General features: G+C 57.7%; 27 protein-coding genes. 11 read left to right on the top strand and 16 right to left on the bottom strand.

The genetic code is table 11. The annotated features are described in order from the left end of the window. Positions 1-588 carry a TIGR04282 family arsenosugar biosynthesis glycosyltransferase gene (locus ACR0D6_RS15030; protein ID WP_480766072.1) on the bottom strand — a complete coding sequence of 196 codons (588 nt, stop codon included), beginning with the start codon at positions 586-588 and terminating at the stop codon, positions 1-3. Between the two features lie 3 nt (positions 589-591). Further along, positions 592-1,731 (bottom strand): succinyl-diaminopimelate desuccinylase, encoded by a 1,140-nt coding sequence (dapE, locus tag ACR0D6_RS15025; RefSeq protein ID WP_480766071.1) that lies wholly within the window; start codon positions 1,729-1,731, stop codon positions 592-594. Positions 1,732-1,943: 212 nt separating this feature from the next. Between dapE and ACR0D6_RS15020 the strand changes: the two genes are divergently transcribed. Then, complete coding sequence (locus ACR0D6_RS15020; RefSeq protein ID WP_480766070.1) at positions 1,944-2,999, top strand: transporter substrate-binding domain-containing protein; 1,056 nt, start codon at positions 1,944-1,946, stop codon at positions 2,997-2,999. A 3-nt stretch (positions 3,000-3,002) separates the two neighbouring features. On the opposite strand, the gene ACR0D6_RS15015 is transcribed toward ACR0D6_RS15020, so the two are convergent. Together ACR0D6_RS15015 and ACR0D6_RS15010 are read right to left on the bottom strand one after the other, a co-directional pair. Next, on the bottom strand, positions 3,003-3,344 hold the full coding sequence (locus tag ACR0D6_RS15015) for a hypothetical protein (protein WP_480766185.1): 342 nt from the start codon (positions 3,342-3,344) through the stop codon (positions 3,003-3,005). Positions 3,345-3,460: 116 nt separating this feature from the next. Next, entirely contained in the window at positions 3,461-3,601 is a 141-nt protein-coding gene (locus ACR0D6_RS15010) for a hypothetical protein (RefSeq protein WP_170656108.1), read from the bottom strand. 94 nt (positions 3,602-3,695) lie between these two features. Between ACR0D6_RS15010 and ACR0D6_RS15005 the strand changes: the two genes are divergently transcribed. Then, positions 3,696-4,040, top strand: coding sequence for a hypothetical protein (locus tag ACR0D6_RS15005; RefSeq protein WP_480766069.1), 345 nt, complete (start codon positions 3,696-3,698; stop codon positions 4,038-4,040). Between the two features lie 180 nt (positions 4,041-4,220). Here the strand turns inward: ACR0D6_RS15005 and dapD are convergent, their stop codons facing one another. The 3 genes from dapD to ACR0D6_RS14990 form a co-directional block, all read right to left on the bottom strand. Continuing rightward, a complete protein-coding gene (gene dapD, locus ACR0D6_RS15000; RefSeq protein ID WP_170656796.1) occupies positions 4,221-5,048 on the bottom strand; it encodes a 2,3,4,5-tetrahydropyridine-2,6-dicarboxylate N-succinyltransferase in 828 nt (275 codons plus the stop codon). Positions 5,049-5,166: 118 nt separating this feature from the next. Next, entirely contained in the window at positions 5,167-5,766 is a 600-nt protein-coding gene (locus ACR0D6_RS14995; protein ID WP_480766068.1) for a GntR family transcriptional regulator, read from the bottom strand. Positions 5,767-5,811: 45 nt separating this feature from the next. Continuing rightward, entirely contained in the window at positions 5,812-6,729 is a 918-nt protein-coding gene (locus tag ACR0D6_RS14990) for a threonine/serine dehydratase (RefSeq protein WP_170656792.1), read from the bottom strand. A gap of 79 nt (positions 6,730-6,808) precedes the next feature. On the opposite strand from ACR0D6_RS14990, the gene ACR0D6_RS14985 reads away from it, so the two are divergent. From ACR0D6_RS14985 to ACR0D6_RS14975, 3 genes are all read left to right on the top strand, one after another. After that, a complete protein-coding gene (locus ACR0D6_RS14985) occupies positions 6,809-7,651 on the top strand; it encodes an LOG family protein (protein WP_170656790.1) in 843 nt (280 codons plus the stop codon). Between the two features lie 47 nt (positions 7,652-7,698). Next, positions 7,699-7,986 (top strand): hypothetical protein, encoded by a 288-nt coding sequence (locus tag ACR0D6_RS14980; protein ID WP_170656788.1) that lies wholly within the window; start codon positions 7,699-7,701, stop codon positions 7,984-7,986. Between the two features lie 84 nt (positions 7,987-8,070). After that, positions 8,071-9,189, top strand: a complete 1,119-nt coding sequence (locus ACR0D6_RS14975) for a cystathionine gamma-lyase (protein WP_170656786.1) — start codon at positions 8,071-8,073, stop codon at positions 9,187-9,189. 3 nt (positions 9,190-9,192) lie between these two features. Here the strand turns inward: ACR0D6_RS14975 and ACR0D6_RS14970 are convergent, their stop codons facing one another. After that, on the bottom strand, positions 9,193-9,576 hold the full coding sequence (locus ACR0D6_RS14970; protein ID WP_170656784.1) for a phage holin family protein: 384 nt from the start codon (positions 9,574-9,576) through the stop codon (positions 9,193-9,195). Between the two features lie 171 nt (positions 9,577-9,747). Here ACR0D6_RS14970 and ACR0D6_RS14965 point away from each other — a divergent pair, with 171 nt between their 5' ends. Both ACR0D6_RS14965 and ACR0D6_RS14960 read left to right on the top strand, forming a co-directional pair. Further along, positions 9,748-10,674 (top strand): DnaJ C-terminal domain-containing protein, encoded by a 927-nt coding sequence (locus ACR0D6_RS14965; RefSeq protein ID WP_480766067.1) that lies wholly within the window; start codon positions 9,748-9,750, stop codon positions 10,672-10,674. Next, the gene (locus tag ACR0D6_RS14960) at positions 10,671-11,012 is read left to right on the top strand and encodes a hypothetical protein (RefSeq protein WP_170656780.1); all 342 of its coding nucleotides are present in this window, start codon (positions 10,671-10,673) and stop codon (positions 11,010-11,012) included. Before ACR0D6_RS14965 ends, ACR0D6_RS14960 begins: the two co-directional genes overlap by 4 nt. Positions 11,013-11,035: 23 nt before the next feature. Here the strand turns inward: ACR0D6_RS14960 and ACR0D6_RS14955 are convergent, their stop codons facing one another. The 3 genes from ACR0D6_RS14955 to ACR0D6_RS14945 all read right to left on the bottom strand — a co-directional run bounded on the left by ACR0D6_RS14955 (position 11,036) and on the right by ACR0D6_RS14945 (position 13,633). Beyond that, positions 11,036-11,662: a cytochrome P460 family protein gene (locus tag ACR0D6_RS14955; RefSeq protein ID WP_480766066.1), complete on the bottom strand. Its 627-nt coding sequence runs from the start codon at positions 11,660-11,662 to the stop codon at positions 11,036-11,038. Positions 11,663-11,993: 331 nt separating this feature from the next. Next, complete coding sequence (gene rlmN, locus ACR0D6_RS14950) at positions 11,994-13,181, bottom strand: dual-specificity RNA methyltransferase RlmN (protein ID WP_480766065.1); 1,188 nt, start codon at positions 13,179-13,181, stop codon at positions 11,994-11,996. A gap of 74 nt (positions 13,182-13,255) precedes the next feature. Then, entirely contained in the window at positions 13,256-13,633 is a 378-nt protein-coding gene (locus ACR0D6_RS14945) for a lysozyme inhibitor LprI family protein (RefSeq protein WP_170656774.1), read from the bottom strand. Between the two features lie 177 nt (positions 13,634-13,810). On the opposite strand from ACR0D6_RS14945, the gene ACR0D6_RS14940 reads away from it, so the two are divergent. Further along, positions 13,811-14,605 (top strand): alpha/beta fold hydrolase, encoded by a 795-nt coding sequence (locus ACR0D6_RS14940; RefSeq protein WP_480766064.1) that lies wholly within the window; start codon positions 13,811-13,813, stop codon positions 14,603-14,605. A 201-nt stretch (positions 14,606-14,806) separates the two neighbouring features. Here ACR0D6_RS14940 and ACR0D6_RS14935 read toward each other — a convergent pair whose 3' ends face one another. Next, positions 14,807-15,340 (bottom strand): invasion associated locus B family protein, encoded by a 534-nt coding sequence (locus ACR0D6_RS14935; RefSeq protein WP_170656768.1) that lies wholly within the window; start codon positions 15,338-15,340, stop codon positions 14,807-14,809. A gap of 177 nt (positions 15,341-15,517) precedes the next feature. Here ACR0D6_RS14935 and ACR0D6_RS14930 point away from each other — a divergent pair, with 177 nt between their 5' ends. Beyond that, positions 15,518-16,513, top strand: coding sequence for an asparaginase (locus ACR0D6_RS14930; protein ID WP_480452837.1), 996 nt, complete (start codon positions 15,518-15,520; stop codon positions 16,511-16,513). Between the two features lie 15 nt (positions 16,514-16,528). Here the strand turns inward: ACR0D6_RS14930 and ACR0D6_RS14925 are convergent, their stop codons facing one another. The 4 genes from ACR0D6_RS14925 to serB form a co-directional block, all read right to left on the bottom strand. Then, positions 16,529-16,843 carry a YciI family protein gene (locus ACR0D6_RS14925; RefSeq protein ID WP_480452835.1) on the bottom strand — a complete coding sequence of 105 codons (315 nt, stop codon included), beginning with the start codon at positions 16,841-16,843 and terminating at the stop codon, positions 16,529-16,531. Between the two features lie 24 nt (positions 16,844-16,867). Further along, positions 16,868-17,296 (bottom strand): SRPBCC family protein, encoded by a 429-nt coding sequence (locus ACR0D6_RS14920; RefSeq protein ID WP_480766063.1) that lies wholly within the window; start codon positions 17,294-17,296, stop codon positions 16,868-16,870. After that, complete coding sequence (locus tag ACR0D6_RS14915; protein ID WP_170656760.1) at positions 17,284-17,613, bottom strand: metalloregulator ArsR/SmtB family transcription factor; 330 nt, start codon at positions 17,611-17,613, stop codon at positions 17,284-17,286. Before ACR0D6_RS14915 ends, ACR0D6_RS14920 begins: the two co-directional genes overlap by 13 nt. An 83-nt stretch (positions 17,614-17,696) precedes the next feature. Beyond that, positions 17,697-18,575, bottom strand: coding sequence for a phosphoserine phosphatase SerB (serB, locus tag ACR0D6_RS14910; RefSeq protein WP_480766062.1), 879 nt, complete (start codon positions 18,573-18,575; stop codon positions 17,697-17,699). Positions 18,576-18,947: 372 nt separating this feature from the next. Between serB and ACR0D6_RS14905 the strand changes: the two genes are divergently transcribed. Beyond that, on the top strand, positions 18,948-20,102 hold the full coding sequence (locus ACR0D6_RS14905; protein WP_480766061.1) for a phosphoserine transaminase: 1,155 nt from the start codon (positions 18,948-18,950) through the stop codon (positions 20,100-20,102). Between the two features lie 72 nt (positions 20,103-20,174). Beyond that, a complete protein-coding gene (gene serA, locus ACR0D6_RS14900) occupies positions 20,175-21,770 on the top strand; it encodes a phosphoglycerate dehydrogenase (RefSeq protein WP_480766060.1) in 1,596 nt (531 codons plus the stop codon). Positions 21,771-21,888 lie beyond the last annotated feature (118 nt).

Raw genomic sequence — 21,888 nt, 5'->3', positions numbered from 1 at the left:
TCAGCGCCGGGACGAGGATTGCAAATCCGCGACTGTATCCACGTCCCGCAAATGGTCAATGAAAGCCACCCGTCTGCCCGGAACCGAGGCCAGCGTATCCGTCAGCGCATATTCCGTAGACCAGCGCACGTCGTGAAACAGATCTGTGGGCAAAGCGCGATAGCGTTGCGCGCCCACCAGCCAGTAACCCCCATCAGGGGCGGGGCCAAACACCATCTGTGACCGGCCAAGTTCCCTGAACGCCTGCCAGACATGCCGTCGACCAATTCCGGGAATGTCGGCCCCGATCAGACAAACAGGCCCCTTCGGCATTTGCCGCAACATCCGCCCCATTCTTTGCCCAAGGTCGCCGTTGCCTTGCGCCGCGCGCGGCAGGTCAACAGGCCAAACCCGGCTGCACAGGCCCTGACGGTCCGGCGACACCGCAAGCACAATCTGCCAGCGCGGGTCGCGCAACCGGCGGATCAACGAACGTGTTTGATGCCGGAACCACCATGCCGCACCGACCATGCCAATATCACGCCCTAGCCGCGTCTTGACCCGTCCCGGACGCGGTTCCTTGACCATGATGACCAGAGTTCGCCGCATGGATCAGGCGAAATAGTCCCGGAGAATGCGGGAATAAACCGCTTTGAGCTGGTGAACATGATCAGTTTCGACGCATTCATCGACCTGATGCATGGTGCGCCCAACCAAGCCGAACTCAACCACCGGGCAATGATCCTTGATGAATCGCGCATCGGAGGTGCCGCCGGTTGTTGACAGCTCCGGCGTCACGCCGGTTTCCGCTTGGACTGCGCGAGCAACCAGATCCGAAAGGGCCCCGGGGGGCGTCAAAAAGCTTTCACCGGATATCTTGATCCGCGTTTCAACTTCGACACCGAATTCTGTGACGACCCTGTCAGCTTCGGCTTGCAGCCACCGGCTGAGGCTGGCGCCCGAATGCAGGTCATTGAAACGTATATTCACGGCGCCCCGGCACTGCGCAGGAATGACGTTTGTTGCAAGATTGCCGGTGTCGATATTGACGACAGCAAGAGTCGACGCGTCGAAATGATCGGTTCCCTGATCCAGCTCATGACTCGCCAGCCGATCCATCAGTCGGGCCATTGGCGGCAAGGGGTTTTTGGCACGGTGAGGATAGGCCGAATGGCCTTGCACACCCGTAACGGTAAACCATGCGGTCATCGAGCCCCTGCGGCCGATCTTTATCATCTCACCCATTCGCTCGGGGCAGGTCGGCTCACCCACAAGGCAAACCGACATTCGCTCATCCGCGCGTTCCATGTAATCGAGCAAAGCGGTTGTGCCATCCAGCGCATCACCTTCTTCATCGCCGGTGATCGCCAGAATGATTGCTCCGTCTGGCGGGGTATTCCGAACAAACTCCATCGCGGCGGCGGCAAATGCAGCCACCCCGGATTTCATGTCTGTCGCGCCGCGTCCGAACAGGACACCGTCCTTTATCTCAGCGCCGAAAGGATCGACGCTCCACGCCGCTTCATCGCCAACCGGCACCACATCGGTATGACCATTGAACCCAAAGCTCCGGTCATGACCCTTTTTTCCCCAACGGGCGAAAAGATTGCAGACCTTTCCCCGATCCGCGCGGGTGCATTCAAAACCGGCTTCCGACAGAACGCGCTCTAAAAGAACCAACGCCCCGCCCTCTTCAGGTGTGACCGATGGGCAACGGATCAGGTCGGCGGTCAATTGCACAGGATCGGTCATGGCGGATGTCGCTTTCTTTGCTTTGGCCCGGTTCGCGCACAGATTCAACGAATTGCATCGATTGCCAACCCCATTTGCGCAATTTCATACATGCGACTTTGGCGCCTGGCCCACCATACCGCCCTTCAAAACATTCCACTTTCCCCTGCGGCGAGCTTGCCGTTTCGTACGAATCTGCGTTAGAGGGCCGCGAAACAGGTAAATCGACCACGATGCGTGCATTCATTGCCTCTCTCTGCCTGACTTTCGCCGTTCTTGCACAGCAAAGCCAGGCCCAGTCTCTGACGGTTACGACCGTCACACGCCCTCCGTTTTCTTATGTTGAAGACGGGGCTCAGTCCGGCTTTTCCATGGACTTGCTGGAGGCGCTCTCGGACTCTCTGGGATGGGACTATTCGGTCCGCAGGGTCGAAGGTTTCGCGGACATGCTTGATATGGTGCAGGATGGCACTGCTGATTTGGCAATCGCCAATATCTCGATCACCGCCATGCGCGAAACCCAGATGGATTTCAGCCAGCCGATCTTTGAATCGGGCTTGCAGATCATGGTCCCGTCCGATGCCGCACGCAGCCCGTCCCTGCTGAACGCGTTGCTGTCACGTGAATTGTTCATCGCAATCGGACTGGCCTTTGGCATCTTGTTCAGTGGCGGGATGCTGATGTGGTATTTCGAACGCCGCGCACAGCCCTATTTCGACCGGACCCTGAACGAGGCTTGGTTTCCGTCTTTCTGGTGGGCACTGAACCTAGTCGTGAACGGCGGTTTCGAGGAACGGGTGCCCCGGACAGCCTTCGGCAGATTGTTCGGAGTCGTTCTGGTGATTTCGTCCCTGTTCATCGTCTCGGTCTTCACGGCCAATATCACGTCGGTCATGACGGTCGATGCGATCACCAGCAACGTCAACTCTGTCAACGATCTGTATGGCAAGCGGGTCGGAACGATTTCGGGTTCAACGGCGGCAAATTTTCTGGATCGCCGTGAAGTTCAGTATAGCGGCTTTACGGGGCTGGAAGAGATGTTGGTCGCGTTCAGGGCCGAAGAACTGGACGCCGTCGTTTTTGATGCGCCAATCCTGTCCTATTTTGCGTCCCATGAAGGACGTAACATCGCCACCATGACCGGAGGTGTTTTCCTGCGCGAAAACTACGGGATTGCCTTCCCGACGGGTTCGCCCCTAGTCGAGGATGTCAATCAGGCGCTATTGGCGCTGCGCGAAAACGGCACCTATGACGAGATTTACCGAAAGTGGTTCGGCGTGCGCAACTGACCGTCAGTTCGGATCGCCTTCGTCAAAGAATGGCGTCATCTGAGCGACGATAACCGCGTTTTCATCTAGCGCGCGTTGCATCAGGGCGCGTTCTTCCTCACCAATGTCATGCCCGGCATCCTCGCGTTCCTGCAAGGTGCCGTAACCTGTCACATCCAACGGCGCTGTATCGGCCTGCTTGAGGATGGCCACGGTTTCGCGCACGGCTTCGGCCTCGTCCACGCCACTGGCGTAACACATCAATACAGCACCCGTCGCATCGCCGGGCAAGCCGTCACCGTCTTTGCGGCCGATCTGAACCAACAGGGTAAAAACCTGTTGCCGTGAAGGTTTCTTTTTTTCCATGGCGCTGCCATACGCGCGGGACCTGAACCGGTCAACCAAATCCCGCAAAATTGCAATCGGTCCGGCATTCTCGTGTGAAACCGGTCCAATCGCCAGGCCAAACCGGACAGCCCGAATCACATCTGGCACTCTGGTCCGGCAAAATTAATTTGCCACTTCTTTTCAAAATTGATGCCATTCCGGGCGTTTAGCCCAAAAGTTGAAATCGGCAGATATTGGCGCATCGCCTTGTTTGTCGTGAGCCAACTTTGGCGCATGAAGATGCCCCCTCAACGTTTCGTTGCAGCTCGCGCGGCGCAGAATGGACACTGACCGGATTAGATAACCATCATTAAACATAAAGGAAAGAAAATGAGCACCCTGTCAAAATTTCTTACAATTTGTGCGAGTTTAATGGCGCTGGCGCTTGCCCCTGTGACAACTGTCCTGGCCGTACTTTATGCCGATGCTGCCTATGCTGAAGACGTCGGTGAAGGCGGCGAAGGTGAAGGCGAAGGCGAAGGCGAAGGCGAAGGCGAAGGCGAAGGCGAAGGCGAAGGCGAAGGCGAAGGCGAAGGCGAAGGCGAAGGCGAAGGCGGCGAAACTGAAGGCGACGACGACGGCGATGACGGCGACGGTGAAGGTGACGACGGTGACGGCGGCGACCCGGACGGTGACGACAACTCGGGTGAAAGTGAAGGCGCCTATAACAGGTGATGTAACCCGAATGGGATCAAGTAATCCGGGATTGGAACGAAATTACGCCCGATCAAAAAAGAGGCGGCATTCAAAGACCCGGATTACATTCCCGAACAAACTTCGCTCTTTGGAGCTATATAAACAAGGAAAGGCCGGGGTAGGTTCCCCGGCCTTTTCATTCGCCTCGGAAGGTAAGGGTCAATCCCGCAACAACTCGTTGATACCAGTCTTGGAGCGGGTTTTTTCATCCACACGCTTCACGATAACTGCGCAATACAGGTTGATCCCGTTCTTGGAGGGCATCGAACCGGATACAACCACCGAATAGGGCGGCACTTCACCATACATGACCTCACCGGTTTCCCTGTCGACGATCTTGGTCGATTTGCCGATATAGACACCCATTCCCAGAACCGATCCTTCGCGGACGATACATCCTTCGACCACTTCGGAACGGGCACCGATAAAGCAGTTGTCCTCGATGATGGTCGGACCGGCCTGCATCGGTTCCAGCACACCGCCGATGCCAACACCGCCCGACAGGTGTACGTTCTTGCCGATCTGGGCGCACGAGCCGACGGTGGCCCAGGTATCAACCATGGTACCCTCGTCAACATAAGCGCCAAGGTTCACAAAAGACGGCATCAGAACTACGCCGGGCGCGATATAGGCCGACTTGCGGACCACACAATTTGGAACGGCGCGGAACCCGGCGGCGCGCCACTGGCTTTCATCCCAGCCCGCGAACTTGCTGTCGACCTTGTCCCACCAGCCACCGGCCTGGGGACCACCAGACTGAATTTCCATATCTTTGATGCGGAAACCCAGCAGAACCGCTTTCTTGGCCCACTGGTTTACATGCCAGTCACCGCTTTCCAGCTTTTCCGCCACACGCAGCGAGCCGCCGTCCAGAGCATTCAGCGTATCTTCGATCGCTTCGCGTTGCTCGCCGGTGGTGGCGGGGGTTATCGTGTCACGCGCCTCCCAGGCGGCTTCGATGGCGGCTTCAAGTTGCGCGTTGGACATGGGGCTACTCCCTGCAGAATCTCGTCATGTTGATCTGGCCTATACGCAAGCGGCAGCCAAGGTGCAATGCGACGCAATTCGGACACTTTGCGGCTCAGTTAGGTCGCGATGCCTGTTATCAGCTTGCCCGGCGGATATGGCGGGACAGAATCGAACAGGCGGTGGCCGTATCCTTGCGTTTCATCGCCTGGATGATTGCGGCGTGATCGGCATCGGCGCGCTGCACCCAGCGTTGCTGCCAGTGCATGAACAGGTGTCGCGCGCTGGCGATATGCAGGTCGTCGATGGCATGCAAAAGCCGGGGCCGTCCGCAAGGAGTTAGGATGGTGCGGTGAAAGGCGCGGTTCCGGGCCTCCCACATGGGCATGTTCTGCGCTGCGTCGCAGGCAATTCGCGCGTCATCCGCCGCCCTAAGCGCCGTCGGGGTCAGGTTCTGTATCGAATATTGCAGCGCAAGGGATTCAAGCGCCACCCGCATATCGATCACTTCGCGCACCTCGGCCGGGTCCAGCGCCGTCACACGCATTCCGCGCCGGGGTTCACTTTTGGCAAGGCCGCGCGCCTCAAGTCGCAATAGCGCTTCGCGGACAGTTACCTGACTGGTCTCGAACGCGCGCGCGATATGGTCCTGCCGCAGTTTTTCACCCGCCGGTAGGTCGCCAGTGATAATCCGCTGACTCAGCTTGTCATAGATGGTATCGGCGATGGTCGCAGTCATGCGGTCATGGATAAAATCGAATTCCGCAACCCTCAAGGCGATAGTTCATTCCGGCAACGGATCGGGCGCGATATTCCCGCCACAGACCAATACGGCCACACGCTCATCCGGTTCCGGAGTATATGCGCCGGACATCAACGCCGCCAGCGCGGTTGCCCCTGCGGGTTCGACAAGGATGCGGTGCGATTGCCACAATGCCTGCTGAGCATCTGTAATCGCAGTATCCGGCACAAGCACCGATTCAATGCCCTGTGCCAAATCGAAACAGATGCCCCCGATGCGCCGCGCGCCCAGCGCGTTAGCAGCGACCCCGGATACAGGCACATCAATGGGCTCACCCGCTTTCAGAGCGGCGTTCAGGGCGCAGGATGTTTCGGGTTCGACCGCGACGACCTTGCGCGCACCCTGAAACCAGGCCAACGCGCCCGCGATCAGACCGCCACCACCGACGGCGATCAGCACAGTATCGGCCTGCAGACCCTGCGCATCCCACTCGGCGAAACAGGTCCCCTGACCTGCGACGGTTGCAGGGGCGTCATACGCATGAATCTGCATCGCACCCGTGGTGGTCTCATGCTCGTGCGCCATCGTCAGCGCATTGGCGTATTCGCCGGGCACAACACTCAGGTCCGCACCGATCCGCCGGATCAGGGAAATCTTGGAAGGCCCGGCCAGTTCCGGCACGAATATCTTGGCAGGATATCCCAACGACCTGGCTGCATAAGCAGCAGCCGCACCGTGGTTCCCCCCGGATGCCGCGACAATGCCTGCATCGGGCACATCGCCGCCCAGCAATGTGTTGAAAGCCCCCCGCGCCTTGAAACTGCCGGTATGCTGCATGTGCTCAAGCTTCATCTCGATCGGGTAATCCAGCCCGAAGCCGTTGACCCTGATGACCGGCGTGACTTGCGCATGGCCGTTGATGCGCTCGGCTGCGGCTGAAATTTCGGCTTTCCAGTTCATTCTTGTATTCCCGTGACTGGCACTCTGCCCGCGAACCCTATAGCTGTTTTAAAAACACGCAAGCAGGGATCACCCAGCAATGAAAGAAGACCGCCTCAGCCCGTTCCGCGATGCGCAAACCGATCGTTCAACCGCGAGCGAAGTACCGGACACGCCGCAGACCCGCTCGCCCGCGTATCGGTTGGCATTTGCTGACGACGATTTCCTGTGCCGAGATGAGTTGCGCCCGGTGCGGTTGCAACTGGAACTGCTGAAGCCCGAAATGATCATGACCGAGCGCGAGATCACCTCGACCATTGTCATGTTTGGTGGCGCGCGCATCCCCGAACCGGCGCAGAAACACACTGCACGCACCGAAACACTTGCCGGATTGTCCAGATATTACGACGAGGCGCGCGAATTCGCCCGGCTGATGACCGAAAGATCAAAAGACAGCGGATGCCGCGAAAACGTGATCGTCACCGGCGGCGGACCCGGTGTGATGGAGGCTGGCAATCGCGGCGCGCAGGACGCAGGTGGACATTCCATTGGTTTGAACATCGTTCTGCCACACGAGCAGGCGCCGAACCTTTATGTCACGCCCGAACTCAGCTTCAACTTTCATTACTTTGCCATTCGCAAGATGCATTTCCTGATGCGCGCCCGTGCGATCACGATCTTTCCGGGCGGGTTCGGTACGATGGACGAGTTGTTCGAGTCACTGACACTTATCCAGACCGGTCGCATGGAACGGGTTCCCTTCCTGCTGTTTGGCCGCGAATTCTGGGAAAAGGTCATCAACTGGGAAGCGCTGGCAGATGCCGGTACGATTTCTGACGAGGATCTGGATCTGTTCCGTTTTGTCGATACCGCGCAGGAAGCGGCAGAGATCATCGACAACTGGGAACCAGCGCCCCCGCGTGACCACATTCCGGGGCGCTGAGGCGATTCGTGCTACACTTGCTATCGATGAGATCTCAGGAGGCGTCGATGGCTTATGTAACGGTGTCCAGATGGACTTATGACGAATCTCTGGACGAGGCGGCGCTGATTGAAACAGCGCAGGAAAACCTTGCCCAGCTCAAGGCGATGGGGGCCAGCAGCGGCCACCTTGTACGCCTTGGCCCGACCGAAGGGATGGTCGTGCTCATCTATCCCGACGAAGGGGCGTGGAACAGGGTGCGCGAAACCGTCGAACATATGCGGCGCGACACGTCGGTCCGCAAAGGCGGCACCCTGACCGAGGCCGTCAGCGGTCCGGCTATCGTATCCACCTGACAGAGTGCTTTTCGCACGCCAGTTCCGATGCTAGACGGGCTAAAAGCGCGCCGCGACAGCGGCACCATCTGACCGGAGCTGCTGATGACCACACCACCGACCAAACTGCCGCAGACAGGCGAAATGCTTCACCTGCGTGGCAATTCGTTGGCCAAGGGCGAACCGGTCGCCTTGCCACTGACACAAAGCAGTATGTTCCATCTGCCCGGCGCTCCGGACGGCCATGCGAATTACGGGCGCGTCAACAATCCCACATGGGAACATCTGGAACATGTCCTGTCCCACCTCGAGGCTGCGCCCTGTTTGACCTTTCCATCCGGGATGGGCGCCATCGCCGCCGCACTTTTTGCCACGCTGAAATCGGGCTCGCGCATTCTGATCCCCTCGGACGGGTATTATGTCACCCGATTGCTAGCGGACCGTTTCCTTGCAGGTCTTGGTGTCGTCGTAGAAGAACGCCCGACAACCGGATTCAGCGACGGCGGATTTGACGGGTTTGACGTTGTTTTCGTCGAAAGCCCTTCGAACCCCGGCCTCGACATGATCGACCTTGCACAAGTTGCAAGGGACGTCCGCGCGGGCGGCGGTATAACAATCGCCGACAATACCACTCTGACACCATTGGGGCAGCGTCCGCTGGACTTGGGCATCGACGTTGTTGTCGCATCCGACACCAAGGCGATGGGCGGCCATTCCGATATGCTGATGGGCCACGTCGCCAGCCACCGTTCAGACATCATGGAACGGGTTGAGGAATGGCGGAAAGTGTCCGGCGCCATCCCCGGCCCACACGAAGCCTGGTTGCTGCATCGTGGCCTTGAAACACTGGATGTCCGGTTCGATCGAATGTGTACCTCGGCAGAAGCTCTGGCGACACGCCTTGCGGAACACCCTGCCGTAAGACAGGTTCGTTTCCCTGGTTTGCCAGGCGACCCGGCCCACAATCTGGCCCGGGCGCAAACCCTGCGCTTTGGGTTCCTTCTGTCCCTCACGCTGGAAAGCGAGGCGAAGGCCGAACAGTTCATAAACGACTGCCGGCTGATCCGGCCCGCCACATCCTTTGGCGGCGTTCATACGTCGGCCGAGCGGCGCGCCCGATGGGGGGATGCGGTCGACCCCGCGTTCATTCGCCTGTCTGTAGGCTGCGAACCTGTGGAAGAGCTGTGGCAGGCCATCGAGGCTGGCCTGAGCAAGCTTGGCTAGCGCTTACTTTTTGTTCTCGCGCAATTCCTTGAACACGTAGATCGGCAGAACAATCCCGGCAATCAGCGCCCCCAGCCAGACCAGCAGTGTCGCGGCCAGCAGGTTCGAGATGCCGCCAACCGTCAGCCCCGATGTGATAAGATCGGTGATCAGTAATCCCACAAATGTCACAACCAGCGCGACCCCACCCTTGAGGGCTGGAACGTTCTTTTCTCCAATCCGGGTGATCAGGGGTTCTGCGACAACCTGAACGAGCGTGAAAACCACGACGACAATAATCAGCGACAACGGCCTGATCGAGAACCCGCTGAGCAGCGCCGTCGCAAGCAGCAGGCCAACAGCATTTCCGGCCAGCAGCGCCAGAATGGACATAATTCTGCGGGACATTTCGAAAGAACTCCTTCAAACCTCAATTGCAATCATGCAGATATTACTCATTCTGCGGAAAATGGCGATAGACATTGCCGTCAAACTGCATTTTGACCCGTTGAAATCACGTGATAAAACAATCCCATAAGTTCCGACTGCTATTAGACCTCTGACAACAGCGAGGCTGGGATGAGCGACGACCCCTATTCGGTTCTGGGCGTTTCAAAGGATGCCACCGACGCCGAAATCAAGAAAGCCTATCGGCGCATTGCCAAGGAATGCCATCCGGATCTGAAGCCCGGTGACGCCGAGGCCGAAGCACGTTTCAAGGCTTCGGCAGCCGCTTATGATCTGCTGAAGGATGCCGAAACCCGCGCGCGATATGATCGGGGTGAGATTGACGCCTCGGGTCAGGAACGCCCGCAACAGCACTATTACCGCGACTATGCAGAAGCGGCGGGCAACCCCTATCGCTCTGGTCCCGGACCGGGTGATCAGGATGACATGTCCGACATTTTTGCCGAATTTATGCGTGGCCGGTCCGGACATGGGCAACGCGAAAGTTATGGATTTCATGCACCCGGCCACAACCGCCAGTATGCGCTGCAGATCAGTTTTCTGGATTCCGTCTTTGGCGCCAGCCAGAAGCTGACCCTGCCAGACGGAAACCGCATCGAGGTGAAAATTCCGGCGGGCATAACCGAGGGTCAGACCATCCGCCTGAAGGGCAAGGGCGATCCCGGATTCGGCGATGGTCCGCCGGGGGATGCTCTGGTCACGATCTCTGTCACCGACCACCCGGTTTTTCGCCGTGACGGAAATGACATTCACATCACTTTGCCGATAACAGTTGACGAGGCCATTCTGGGTGGAAAGGTTCCTGCGCCTACCATCGACGGAAAGGTCGGCGTGACCGTTCCTGCGGGAACCAGCAGCGGAAAGACGCTGCGCCTGCGCGGTAAAGGCGTGAAAAAGCGTGGCTCGTCCGAGCGTGGAGACCAGTTGATTGAACTGACTGTAACCATGCCTCCGGATATCGACACTGACCTGAAAGAATTCATGGAAACCTGGCGCGAAACGCACTCCTACGATCCCCGGAAAGGACTGTCGTCATGATCCGCTATTTCACCGAAGAGGAACTCGTCGCGACGGTTGTACGCCTGACCCCGGAACGTCTGACCGAATACCTTGCGGCGGAAATCGTGATACCCCAGCAATCAGAGCAGGGTATGGTCTATCAAAGTCTGGATGTAGCTCGGCTGGAGCTGGCCTGCGAGTTGCACGATCAGTACGAGATGGAGGCAGACGCGCTGTCGATGATGATCTCGCTGATCGACCAGATGCACTGCCTGCGCGCAGAGTTGCGAGAGGTCCTGAATGCTGTTGAGGCACAGCCAAACACGGTGCAGGAAAACCTAGCCAAGGCCATCGGGGCCGCGCGCTTCAGGCGATAGCGGCAATTACGAAAAGCAACTTCCTAGTTGCCAACCAGATATTCTTCGGGAACGAAGAAGGTATAATCCCGGTCGGCCACCGCCTCGTGACAATCGTGGCAGTAAGTTACTGCAGCGCTGCGGTTTCCGAGTGTATCGCCAAAAAGCGACCCGTCCGGCATAACCATGATGTAGCGCCAGTCAGCGGTATCCGGGCTTTCACCTTCGGGCAGTTTTTCCATGACAAACAACGCCCCGGGATGAACATGCCCTTCATCGGTAACAGTGATGCTGTCCTTGGCCAGAACTGTGCCCACCGGCAGCTTTTCACCCTCTTTCAGGGTTCCATAGTTGTGCGCGACCCGGTTTGCATAGCTGTTGACATAGCGTTGCCCGTGAGTGGCTGAGATGTAGGGTGCATCGTTGAACAGTGGCCAATTCTGATAGTTCGAAAGGATATCCAACCGGGCCGCCGCATACCCCCGGCCCATGCGCCCCATCAACTCATCATAGATTTTGAGGGCTTCGTCCTTTGACAACTCCGCCGGGTTCTCGATAGCGATATGGGCCTCGGGGACCTGTGATTGCGCGTTTGCGGTCGACCCAAGGGGTAACACAGCCAATAGAGTTGCAATGATCAGCCCGACAGAGTTCTTTCCGTTTACAATCATGTTTTGGCCCACCTGACCTTAGGTTCGCCCAATACTTTATGGCGCGCCATGACAGAACAATAGCGGCCACCACACACCTGACCATACGTCAGCCGAACGTCTCACCGCCTTGTGTGCACGAGTGATCCCCAGCGGCCGCAGGCCCTATACAAAATCAGATATACCAAAATGAGAGCTCAAAAGACACCTGTCTTCCCTCAGACAGAAAAATCTTAATGTTTTGCGCTCTCAAGCGTTTCGGATTTAACTTGAGACATGAATACCCTGCCACGCCTATGACGTTCTCGGGCCATTCGTGTCGCAGAATGATTCAGGTAAAACCCGAAACGCTCTAGTTGCTCAGCCCTGTCTCTGCCTCGATCTGCTTGCGGGACTTTCGCGCGCGCTCGGTGGCCGACTTCAACTGACCGCAGGCGGCCATGATATCCTCGCCCCGCGTTTTGCGGATGGGTGAGGCATAACCCGCCTGATAGATGATGTTCGCAAATGCCCGAATACGATTATTCGAGCTGCGCCTGTAAGGCGCGCCCGGCCACTCGTTGAACGGGATCAGGTTTATCTTGGCCGGGATGTTGTGCCGCTTGATATGTTCGATCAGGCGGTGGGCGTCCTCATCGCTGTCATTTACGCCATCCAGCATCACGTATTCAAAGGTGATCCTCTCGGAATTCGACGCGTTGGGATAGCTGGCCAGCGCCTGCAGCAGTTCTTCGATATTCCAGCGCTTGTTGATCGGTACCAGCACATCGCGAGTTTCATCCGTGGTCGCGTGAAACGAGATCGCCAGCAGGCAGCCGATCTCCTCAGCCGTGCGCGCAATCTCGGGCACGACGCCCGAGGTCGATAGTGTAATCCGACGGCGCGACAGGGAAATCCCCTCGGGGTCCATGGCGATCTTCATCGCGTCGCGCACATTTTCGAAATTGTACAGCGGCTCGCCCATGCCCATCAGGACGATGTTGGACAAAAGGCGGGTTTCGTTCTTGGGCGCGCCCGGTACGGGCCATTCCTCAAGATCGTCACGCGCCATCATGATCTGCCCCACAATTTCCGCAGATGTCAGGTTTCGTACAAGTTTCTGAGTGCCTGTATGACAGAACGAACAGGTCAGTGTGCACCCGACCTGCGACGAAATACATAGCGTACCGCGGCCGTCCTCGGGAATATAGACAACCTCGACCTCATGCCCGCCTGCGATGCGGACCAGATATTTGCGTGTACCGTCCTCAGAGACCTGACGGGTGATCACCTCGGGGATTTCGACCACAAACTGTTCGGCCAGCTGCGCGCGATACGCCTTGGCAAGGTTGGTCATTTCCGCAAAGTCGCGCACGCCCCATTGATAAATCCACTGCCAGATCTGACCCGTCCGCATTTTGGCCTGCTTCTCGGGCGTGCCATGTTCGATCAGCACCTCGCGCAGACGGTCCCGGGTCAGGCCGACGAGGTTGATTTTCCCCTCGGGCAATTTGCGGGGGATGGTCATGACATCTTGTGTGATCGGCGCTTTGGCAGACATGGCGAGACTCGAGGATTCTGGCTTGGGATGCGCCTCTATATAGGATCGCGCGCAAAGATCAAAAGAATTCGCACCTATTGCGCCAATTGCATCAGCTCTTTGACCCGCAACCGCCCCAGTTCGATCCTACAGGACGTTATGGCGATGCCCGTGCCCGACCCACCACCGTAAGATGCGCCCACGGCATCACATTGCGCATCTCGATACGCGGACCATGTGTTTTGGGCGGCATCCAGAGCAGGTAAGGCGGTTACACGTCCTGTCACCTCATCCAGTTCTTTCGCCGCAGCGACGGCGATTTCCAGCGCGATGCCCAAAGCGGCCTCCACACGTTCTTCTGCACGGCTCACACATTCACCAATCTCGACCTGAGAACCCGCATCGCTGCATTCAAGTGACGGATCGGCCTGCGCGGCCAATGGGAAAAAAACAAGCGGCAAAATGAAACGCATATCTGTAATCCTTTTGAATCTGAGGAGATCTAGTTCACGGCGACCAACAGCAAATATAACCTTTTTGGCACCAGGATGTATCTTATTAACCGGATCGAGACTTTGTTCACTGTGCGGTGTACGTAGGGTTTGAGCCCAAAGTGCTCCTTGATTAGACCACAGCGGGGGGACACCAATGTGCTGCATCATGTGATCATAGGAGACGGTAGGCCAGTTTTAATCCTGCACGGTTCCACTCTGGACCATCGCCACATGATGGAGAGCTTGGAGCCAGTCTTCGATGAACTCGACGGGTGGAAGCGAATATACGTGGACATGCCTGGTCATGGACTTAGCCCTCCCCAAGATAACATCGCCTCGCAGGACGATCTTCTCGATGCAATAATGGGCTTTGTGGAAGAAATCCTACCGGGAAAGAAATTTGCGATCGTAGGTGAGTCCCGCGGGAGCTACATCGCCCACGGAATGATCCACCTTAACCCCGCCCCGATATGCGGTGCAGCGCTGATTGCTCCGGGTGGAAGCCCAACGTCCGATATGGCCCGCTTGCCATCACATGAGATTTTGGTCGCAGACCCAGCCATTTACGATGACATGACCGAAGATGAAAAGACGCGTTTCGACAATTTTTATGTTGTGCAACGCCGCGACGCCTTGGAAAAAGCGCGCCGAAGCAAAAACCCGGCAAGAGAGCTTTGGGATGCAAAGCAGGCTTCCCGGGTCAACAGCGCGTTCGACTTCTCATTCCATACCAAGGGCGAGCTGAGGGACTTCGACGGCCCAAGCCTAATAGCGGCCGGTCGCCAAGACAGCATGTCTGGGTATCTGGATGCCGTTGATCTGCTTCCTCAATTTACCCGCGCCACTATCGCGGTACTGGACACGGCAGGGCACGGTTTGGCTTGGGAACGACCCGAAGTCTTTAACGCCCTTTTTCGGGACTGGTTAGATCGCGTCGCCAATCGATTTTGAAACCAAGGGATCGTCTAAAGTTATGTATTCAGCAGATAACTCGCCGTTATTCCACAAGCATCCCAGCGATCATTTCGCCAAAATTTCCAAGCCACGGACATAATCACCTTTTGACGAATTTGGTCACGCCACTCTTCGCACAACTCAACAAAATGCCCCGCCTCATTGGACGGGGCTTGCAACCTCAACCCGGTAAATACCTCAGTTGCTACAGCGCTTTTCGGCGTCCTCGATCGCGGCGGTGAAACCCAGCAGCGAGAAGGTGTCTTTGGTTTGCGTGCCACGCGCAGAGCGGGCGGTCAGGACGGCCTCGGTGCCGCGTTTCAGCGCTGTGACGATCTTGGCATCGTCGGCCGCCGTCGCAGGCCAGGCCCACTCGCCTTCGGTGAACAACTCGAATTCGCTGCCGTCAACGGCCAGATTGACGGTGGAACCCGGCGCAAAAGGGTAACCGCCGGTAAAGGTCACCTGCCCCTTCACTTCGGCCTTGGGCCGGTAAAAGACGAACAGCAGAATGTCACTGCGGCGCACCGAAACAACACGGCCGCCGCGCGTGTTCACGGTTTCCTTGGGGGCCGACACGCTCCAGCATTCGGTTGGGTCGTCTTCGACAAAGACGCTCCAGTCGGTTTTGGCCGCGACCCGATTGGTGCTTGTCGCCTGCTGTGCGATTGCAGTTGTGGCCATTCCGGCCATGCAAAGACCCGCGATCACACGGACTAGGTTCGATCCCATCTGTCCAGCCTCCTAGCTCGACCCATACCTCAAGATGCCAAGGTGCGCTTGCAGGCTCTGACTGACCCGTCTCATGTTGCGCATCCCATCGTTTGCCGACATACACACACTATCGCAGTTTTCGCCACCGGTGAAAGGGCGATTGGCAGAAATTCGCGCAACAAATGGGGGGACGACATGACGCAGCCGGTACCAATGACCGAGGTGTGGCGAGGACCACTGCTGGAGAGTCTGCATTTGGGTCATGCGGTGATATGCGATGACACCGGACAAGTCGTGCAAAGCTGGGGCGATCCGAACGCGACAATCTATCCCCGCTCGTCCGCCAAGATGATTCAGGCGCTGCCCCTGATCACCTCTGGTGCCGCCGCCAAATACGGATTGGGGACTGAGCATCTGGCGTTGGCCTGCGCCTCGCACAGCGGGGCTGCCATTCACACCGACCGTGTAACAGCCTGGCTGGATCATCTGGGTCTGCATGATGAAGATCTACGCTGCGGCCCGCAGGAGCCTTCGGACATGGCCGCGCGCGACGGGTTGATCCTGGCCGATGATACCCCCTGCCAGCTGCACAACAATTGCTCGGGCAAGCATTCGGGCTTTCTGACGGTGGCACAACATATGGGGGCTGGGCCGGAATATCTGGGGATCGATCATCCGGTCCAACAGGCCTGTCTGTCCGCTTTTGAAGAAACCACCGACGAGACCAGCCCCTGTTACGGGATCGACGGGTGTTCCGCGCCGAACTTTGCTACGTCTCTGACTGGGCTTGCGCGGTCGATGGCGTGGTTCGCCTCTGCCGCCAGTCGGTCGGATCGCCAGAGTGCCGCCGCAGAACAGCTGACAGCCGCGATGATGAAACACCCCGAACTGGTGGCTGGTGAAGGGCGCGCGTGCACAGAACTGATGCGCGCCATGAATGGCCGTGCGGCAATCAAAACCGGGGCCGAGGCGGTGTTCGTGGCCATCGTGCCTGAAAAACGGCTGGGCGTGGCGCTCAAAGTCACAGATGGAACAACCCGCGCCAGTGAGTGCGCGATAGCTGCGATACTTGTGAGTTTGGGTGTTCTGGACGCCGAACACCCCGCGACGCGGAAATTCATGAATGCACCGCTATACAGTCGGCGCGGCATTGAATGCGGGATGATCAAACCGGCTGCCGGGTTCTTGTAGCAGCCGGTCCAGGTCTTACATTTCCATGATTTCGGCCACTTCGACCGAACCGTTGCCCGACACGACCATCGGGCAACCTTTGGCCATTTCAGTCGCCGCTCCGATATCAGCGGCCTTGACCACCGAATAGCCCGAGATCGGATTGGCACCGCCATCATCGGCAACGCCGGTGGCACTGACAGTTTTTGACATGCCAACCGGGGCACCGGGGATCACCACCGCTTCGCCCATATTCTTGAACCATGCCTCCCAGGCGGCCATGACCTCTTTGCCCTCTTCCGGGCTCTCGGGCGCTTTGCCCCCGTGATATGCAAAAACGAATTCCGGCATTGTCTTACCTCCCTTGATGAAAATTTATGTGATTGCGGCCTCAAGTTTGCGCAGCGACGAGGTCCAGCCCATTTCATGATTTCTGCTGATCTCATCATCGCCCAGCTCGCGGTGATCCAGAACCAGTCGCGCGCCGTTGTCGGTTGCCTCAACTGTGAATGTCACGTGGCTTTCATCGCCGCGACTGTCGTTCTCGTCATGCCAGGCCCAGGTGAAACCGATCGATCTGGGCGCGTTCACATGCGTGACATGGCCAGACACCTTGAAACGCTGGCCTTCACCGTTTTCCATTACCGAATACCACGGCCCGGTACGCGAGAAATCCAGATCATGCTCGGGCACGTGCATCCCTTCGGGCCCCCACCATTGCAAAAGTTTCGGGCCATCGCTGACCCATGCAAACAGATGTTCGGGACTTACGGGAAACTCCCGCTCCATTCTCAGGTCGGCCACGTATTTTCCCCCTTAAGTATCGCACCCAAACGATCGAGGCTTGTTTCCCAAAACTCACGTTTGGAAATCGCCCAGTCAGCAATCGCGCGCAGCCCCTCGGGCTGGATTGAATACAGCCGCTGGGGCCCTTTGGCGCGCTGACGGACCAACCCCGCCTCACGCAGAACTTTCAGATGGCGCGAAACGGCAGCACCTGACATGCCTTTGCCTTCGATCAGATCACCCGCAGGCAGTTCACCATCAGCCATCAATTGTTCGACGATAGCCAGCCGCGTGGGGTCGGAGAGTGCCGAAAAGGCGGAAACAAGTTGAGTCATACCCATTATTTAACATCTACGTTAAATAATGGGAACCCTAAATTCCGCTATACCTACCGAAAAGAGCTTTTGCGGAAGAGGAGCTATCGCCCGACAAATTCGTCGCGAGTGTAGCCCTGCAAATACAAGAGAGCGGTCAGATCTCCATGATTGACCCGAACCTCACACTGCTCGGCAACCGAAGGCTTGGCATGCAGGGCGACCCCGGTACCTGCGCGGCCCAGCATGCCCAGATCGTTTGCCCCATCTCCGACTGCGATAACGTCTGATACCGAAATGCCGAGTCGGGCAGTAATCTGCTCCAACGCTTCGATCTTGGCTTGCCGCCCTAAAATCGGGCGCAGAACATCACCGTTCAGCTTTCCGTGTTCGACAAGCAGCGTGTTGGCCCTGTTTTCATCAAAACCCAAAGTACCCGCCACACTGGCCGTAAAGGCGGTGAACCCACCCGAAACCAAAGCCGCATACCCACCCTTGGTACGCATGGTCGCGACCAATTCTCGACCGCCGGGCATCAATGTGATTCTGTCGGAAATCACCCGGGCGATGACCGTCTCATCAAGCCCCTTGAGCAGACCAACCCGTTCGATCAAGGCACCTTCGAAATCCAGTTCTCCGTTCATCGCGCGCGCGGTGATGTCTTTCACATGATCGCCGACGCCCGCCTCGTCCGCCAGTTCGTCGATGCATTCCTGTTGAATCATGGTGCTGTCCATATCCGCCAGCAGCATTTGTTTGCGCCGGCCCCCTGCGGGCTGCACGATCAGATCAACCCCCAACTCCTGAAGGTCGGACCAAACATCCCATTGATTGGCTGGTGGGGCGTCCAGCGGGAATTCTGCCGCCTCATTGGCACTCAACCAAAGCACGTCACCACCACCCCATGCGTTACGGAGAGAGTCGACCAAAGCCGGGTCCAAAGAGGGTGCAGCGGGATCGGTCAGCAGGGTGGCGACATACATCGGGATTCTCCTGTTTCTTTGCCTGCGCATACCGCAGACGCAGAAAAACCGCCAGTATTTGAAATACAACCGCCTAGTAACTGAAAGACCGCCGGGAGTGGCCCAGCACCCCCTTTTCAGCAGAAGGGCAAATATTTGAACAAGAACGGTTTTATCCCGCGCAGAGGCTCAAAGAGCATCGAAACCGAAACCATTCACGGTCAGCCGGCACCCGGAACACAAGTTTCCGATGATAGTCACCCGCGTCGGATTTGAACGCCAAAGCGGCGAATTCTGTCCATTTCCGACTTGCGCGCCGCAACGCAGCGGCCTAGCTCTGGACGTGGGACACCCCTCCCCAACGAGGGGCGTGTATCTGGAAGGGTAATACAGATGACTATCGAACAACCGGCAACGCGGCCGGCCAATCCGCGTTTTTCTTCTGGCCCCTGTGCCAAACCCCCCACATTCGATTTGAGCAAACTGGCTGATGCCGCGCTGGGTCGTTCGCACCGCGCCGCTGTCGGCAAAGACAAGCTGAAGGCCGCCATCGAAGGCACGCGTGAGGTGCTGGGTATTCCGGCGGACTACAAGATCGGCATCGTTCCCGCCTCGGACACAGGAGCCGTCGAGATGGCGCTGTGGTCGATGCTGGGCGCGCGCAAGGTCGAGATGCTGGCCTGGGAAAGCTTTGGTGCGGGCTGGGTAACCGATGTGGTCAAGCAGTTGCAAATCGAAGCCGAGGTCAAAACCGCGGACTATGGGCAGATTATCGATCTTGCATCCGTCGATTTCACCAATGATGTGGTCTTTACCTGGAACGGCACCACGTCGGGCGTTCGCGTACCGAATGGCGACTGGATCGACGATGACCGTCAGGGGCTGACAATCTGCGATGCAACCAGCGCCGCATTTGCCATGGACCTGCCATGGGACAAACTGGATGTTACAACATTCAGCTGGCAAAAAGTACTGGGCGGAGAGGCCGCGCACGGCATGCTGATCCTCAGCCCGCGCGCAGTTGAACGACTGGAAAATTACACGCCCCCGTGGCCACTGCCCAAGATTTTCCGACTGACCAAAGGCGGCAAACTGATCGACGGTATCTTTACCGGCGCCACAATCAACACGCCTTCGATGCTGGCGGTCGAGGACTACCTGTTCGCATTGGATTGGGCGCGTTCAGTAGGCGGCCTGCAAGGATTGATCGCCCGCGCCGAAGCCAACGCAAATGCGATTCATTTGTTTTGTGAACGCCACGGCTGGATCGCCAATCTGGCCGAAGATGCCGCCACGCGCTCGAACACCTCCGTCTGTCTGAAATTCATCGATGATCGCATTCAGGACGGTGCCGCCTTTGCCAAGGCCGTCGCCAAACGGCTTGAGGCGGAAAATATCGCGCTTGATATCGGTGCCTATCGGGATGCACCTGCCGGATTGCGGGTCTGGTGTGGCGGTACGGTTGAGACCTCGGATATCGAGGCAATGCTGCCCTGGCTCGAATGGGCCTTCGAAGCCGAAATCGCAGCTCAGGCGGCGGCCGCCTGATCAAGAATTTTCGACGAAAATTCCGGGCCACATCAGGCCCGGATATCTCTCATTCATCAAGGACCAAATGAAATGGCCCCGAAAGTACTCGTATCCGACAAGCTCAGCGAAACCGCCGTTCAGATCTTTCGAGATCGCGGAATCGACGTGGATTTTCTGCCCGATGTCGGTAAGGACAAGGAAAAACTGGCCGAAATCATCGGCCAGTATGACGGCCTCGCCATCCGGTCGGCCACCAAGGTGACACCAACCATTCTGGACAAGGCGGACAACCTCAAGGTCATTGGCCGCGCGGGCATCGGCACAGACAATGTGGACAAGGACGCAGCCAGCAAGAAGGGCGTGATCGTCATGAACACGCCTTTCGGCAACATGATCACTACTGCCGAGCATGCCATTGCAATGATGTTCGCGGTTGCGCGGCAAATTCCCGAGGCCAGCACCTCGACCCAGGCGGGCAAGTGGGAAAAGTCCAAATTCATGGGGATCGAACTGACCAACAAGACCCTTGGCGTGATCGGCGCGGGCAATATCGGCGGTATCGTCTGTGAACGCGCGCAGGGGCTGAAGATGAAGGTCATCGCCTATGATCCCTATCTGGGCGAGGAGAAGGCGCAGCAGATGGGCGTCGAGAAAGTGGAACTGGATGAGTTGTTGGCACGCGCCGACTTCATCAGCCTGCACGTGCCACTGACCGACCAGACCCGCGACATTCTGAGCCGGGAAAATCTGGCAAAGACTAAAAAGGGCGTTCGGATCATAAATTGCGCCCGTGGCGGTCTGGTCGACGAAGCGGCACTGTCTGAGATGTTGAAATCGGGTCATGTGGCCGGTGCCGCCTTTGACGTCTTCAGCGAAGAACCGGCGCGGGAAAATCCGTTGTTCAATCTGCCGAATGTCGTCTGCACCCCACATCTGGGCGCCGCGACCACCGAGGCGCAGGAGAACGTTGCCCTGCAGGTAGCAGAGCAGATTTCCAACTATCTGCTCACCGGCGCGGTCGAAAATGCACTGAACATGCCGAGCGTCACCGCAGAAGAGGCCAAGATCATGGGGCCGTGGATCAAGCTGGCCGGCCACCTTGGCAGCTTTATCGGCCAAATGACCGATGAACCGATTCAGGCAATCAACATTCTGTACGATGGCGTTGCCGCCGAGATGAACCTTGCCGCGCTGAATTGCGCCGTGGTTGCCGGGATCATGAAAAAATCAAACCCCGAAGTGAACATGGTCTCGGCCCCGGTCGTGGCCAAGGAACGCGGGATAAAGATCTCGACGACCAATCAGGACAAATCCGGCGCGTTCGAAGGCTATGTCAAAGTCACCGTTGTGACCGACAAGCGCGAGAGGTCGATCGGTGGAACGGTGTTCAGCGACGGCAAGCCTCGCTTTATCCAGATCAAGGGTATCAATATCGATGCCGAGGTCGGAGCACACATGCTTTACACCACCAACGAGGATGTGCCCGGCATCATCGGTACGCTGGGTCAGACCATGGGCACACATGGAGTAAACATCGCGAACTTTACCCTTGGCCGCGCCGAAGCCGGTGGGGAGGCGATTGCGCTACTCTATGTGGACGAACCGGTTCCTGCGGAAGCTCGGGCAAAACTGGCCGAAACCGGCCTGTTCACACAAATCAAGCCGCTGGAGTTCGACGTGATTTGAACTGTGTGTTGAAAATCCGGAACACAACTTTGCCCGCGCTGCATTTGGTGCGGGCAAAGTCTTTTTTGGCCGGTGTTTTTCCGACACAAAGGCTGCATCCACAAAGGCCATGGTGACC

This window comes from Ruegeria sp. BJ6 (assembly GCF_056537885.1).
Note: the sequence above shows the minus strand (reverse complement) of the source record. Positions and strands in the feature narration are given on the sequence as shown.

Bases quoted from the DNA above. Each gene is read 5' to 3' on its own strand.
- ACR0D6_RS15030 (WP_480766072.1), bottom strand. From the start codon at position 588: ATGCGGCGAACTCTGGTCATCATGGTCAAGGAACCGCGTCCGGGACGG.
- dapE (WP_480766071.1), bottom strand. From the start codon at position 1,731: ATGACCGATCCTGTGCAATTGACCGCCGACCTGATCCGTTGCCCATCG.
- ACR0D6_RS15020 (WP_480766070.1), top strand. From the start codon at position 1,944: ATGCGTGCATTCATTGCCTCTCTCTGCCTGACTTTCGCCGTTCTTGCA.
- ACR0D6_RS15015 (WP_480766185.1), bottom strand. From the start codon at position 3,344: ATGGAAAAAAAGAAACCTTCACGGCAACAGGTTTTTACCCTGTTGGTT.
- ACR0D6_RS15010 (WP_170656108.1), bottom strand. From the start codon at position 3,601: ATGCGCCAAAGTTGGCTCACGACAAACAAGGCGATGCGCCAATATCTG.
- ACR0D6_RS15005 (WP_480766069.1), top strand. From the start codon at position 3,696: ATGAGCACCCTGTCAAAATTTCTTACAATTTGTGCGAGTTTAATGGCG.
- dapD (WP_170656796.1), bottom strand. From the start codon at position 5,048: ATGTCCAACGCGCAACTTGAAGCCGCCATCGAAGCCGCCTGGGAGGCG.
- ACR0D6_RS14995 (WP_480766068.1), bottom strand. From the start codon at position 5,766: ATGACTGCGACCATCGCCGATACCATCTATGACAAGCTGAGTCAGCGG.
- ACR0D6_RS14990 (WP_170656792.1), bottom strand. From the start codon at position 6,729: ATGAACTGGAAAGCCGAAATTTCAGCCGCAGCCGAGCGCATCAACGGC.
- ACR0D6_RS14985 (WP_170656790.1), top strand. From the start codon at position 6,809: ATGAAAGAAGACCGCCTCAGCCCGTTCCGCGATGCGCAAACCGATCGT.
- ACR0D6_RS14980 (WP_170656788.1), top strand. From the start codon at position 7,699: ATGGCTTATGTAACGGTGTCCAGATGGACTTATGACGAATCTCTGGAC.
- ACR0D6_RS14975 (WP_170656786.1), top strand. From the start codon at position 8,071: ATGACCACACCACCGACCAAACTGCCGCAGACAGGCGAAATGCTTCAC.
- ACR0D6_RS14970 (WP_170656784.1), bottom strand. From the start codon at position 9,576: ATGTCCCGCAGAATTATGTCCATTCTGGCGCTGCTGGCCGGAAATGCT.
- ACR0D6_RS14965 (WP_480766067.1), top strand. From the start codon at position 9,748: ATGAGCGACGACCCCTATTCGGTTCTGGGCGTTTCAAAGGATGCCACC.
- ACR0D6_RS14960 (WP_170656780.1), top strand. From the start codon at position 10,671: ATGATCCGCTATTTCACCGAAGAGGAACTCGTCGCGACGGTTGTACGC.
- ACR0D6_RS14955 (WP_480766066.1), bottom strand. From the start codon at position 11,662: ATGATTGTAAACGGAAAGAACTCTGTCGGGCTGATCATTGCAACTCTA.
- rlmN (WP_480766065.1), bottom strand. From the start codon at position 13,181: ATGTCTGCCAAAGCGCCGATCACACAAGATGTCATGACCATCCCCCGC.
- ACR0D6_RS14945 (WP_170656774.1), bottom strand. From the start codon at position 13,633: ATGCGTTTCATTTTGCCGCTTGTTTTTTTCCCATTGGCCGCGCAGGCC.
- ACR0D6_RS14935 (WP_170656768.1), bottom strand. From the start codon at position 15,340: ATGGGATCGAACCTAGTCCGTGTGATCGCGGGTCTTTGCATGGCCGGA.
- ACR0D6_RS14930 (WP_480452837.1), top strand. From the start codon at position 15,518: ATGACGCAGCCGGTACCAATGACCGAGGTGTGGCGAGGACCACTGCTG.
- ACR0D6_RS14925 (WP_480452835.1), bottom strand. From the start codon at position 16,843: ATGCCGGAATTCGTTTTTGCATATCACGGGGGCAAAGCGCCCGAGAGC.
- ACR0D6_RS14915 (WP_170656760.1), bottom strand. From the start codon at position 17,613: ATGACTCAACTTGTTTCCGCCTTTTCGGCACTCTCCGACCCCACGCGG.
- serB (WP_480766062.1), bottom strand. From the start codon at position 18,575: ATGTATGTCGCCACCCTGCTGACCGATCCCGCTGCACCCTCTTTGGAC.
- ACR0D6_RS14905 (WP_480766061.1), top strand. From the start codon at position 18,948: ATGACTATCGAACAACCGGCAACGCGGCCGGCCAATCCGCGTTTTTCT.
- serA (WP_480766060.1), top strand. From the start codon at position 20,175: ATGGCCCCGAAAGTACTCGTATCCGACAAGCTCAGCGAAACCGCCGTT.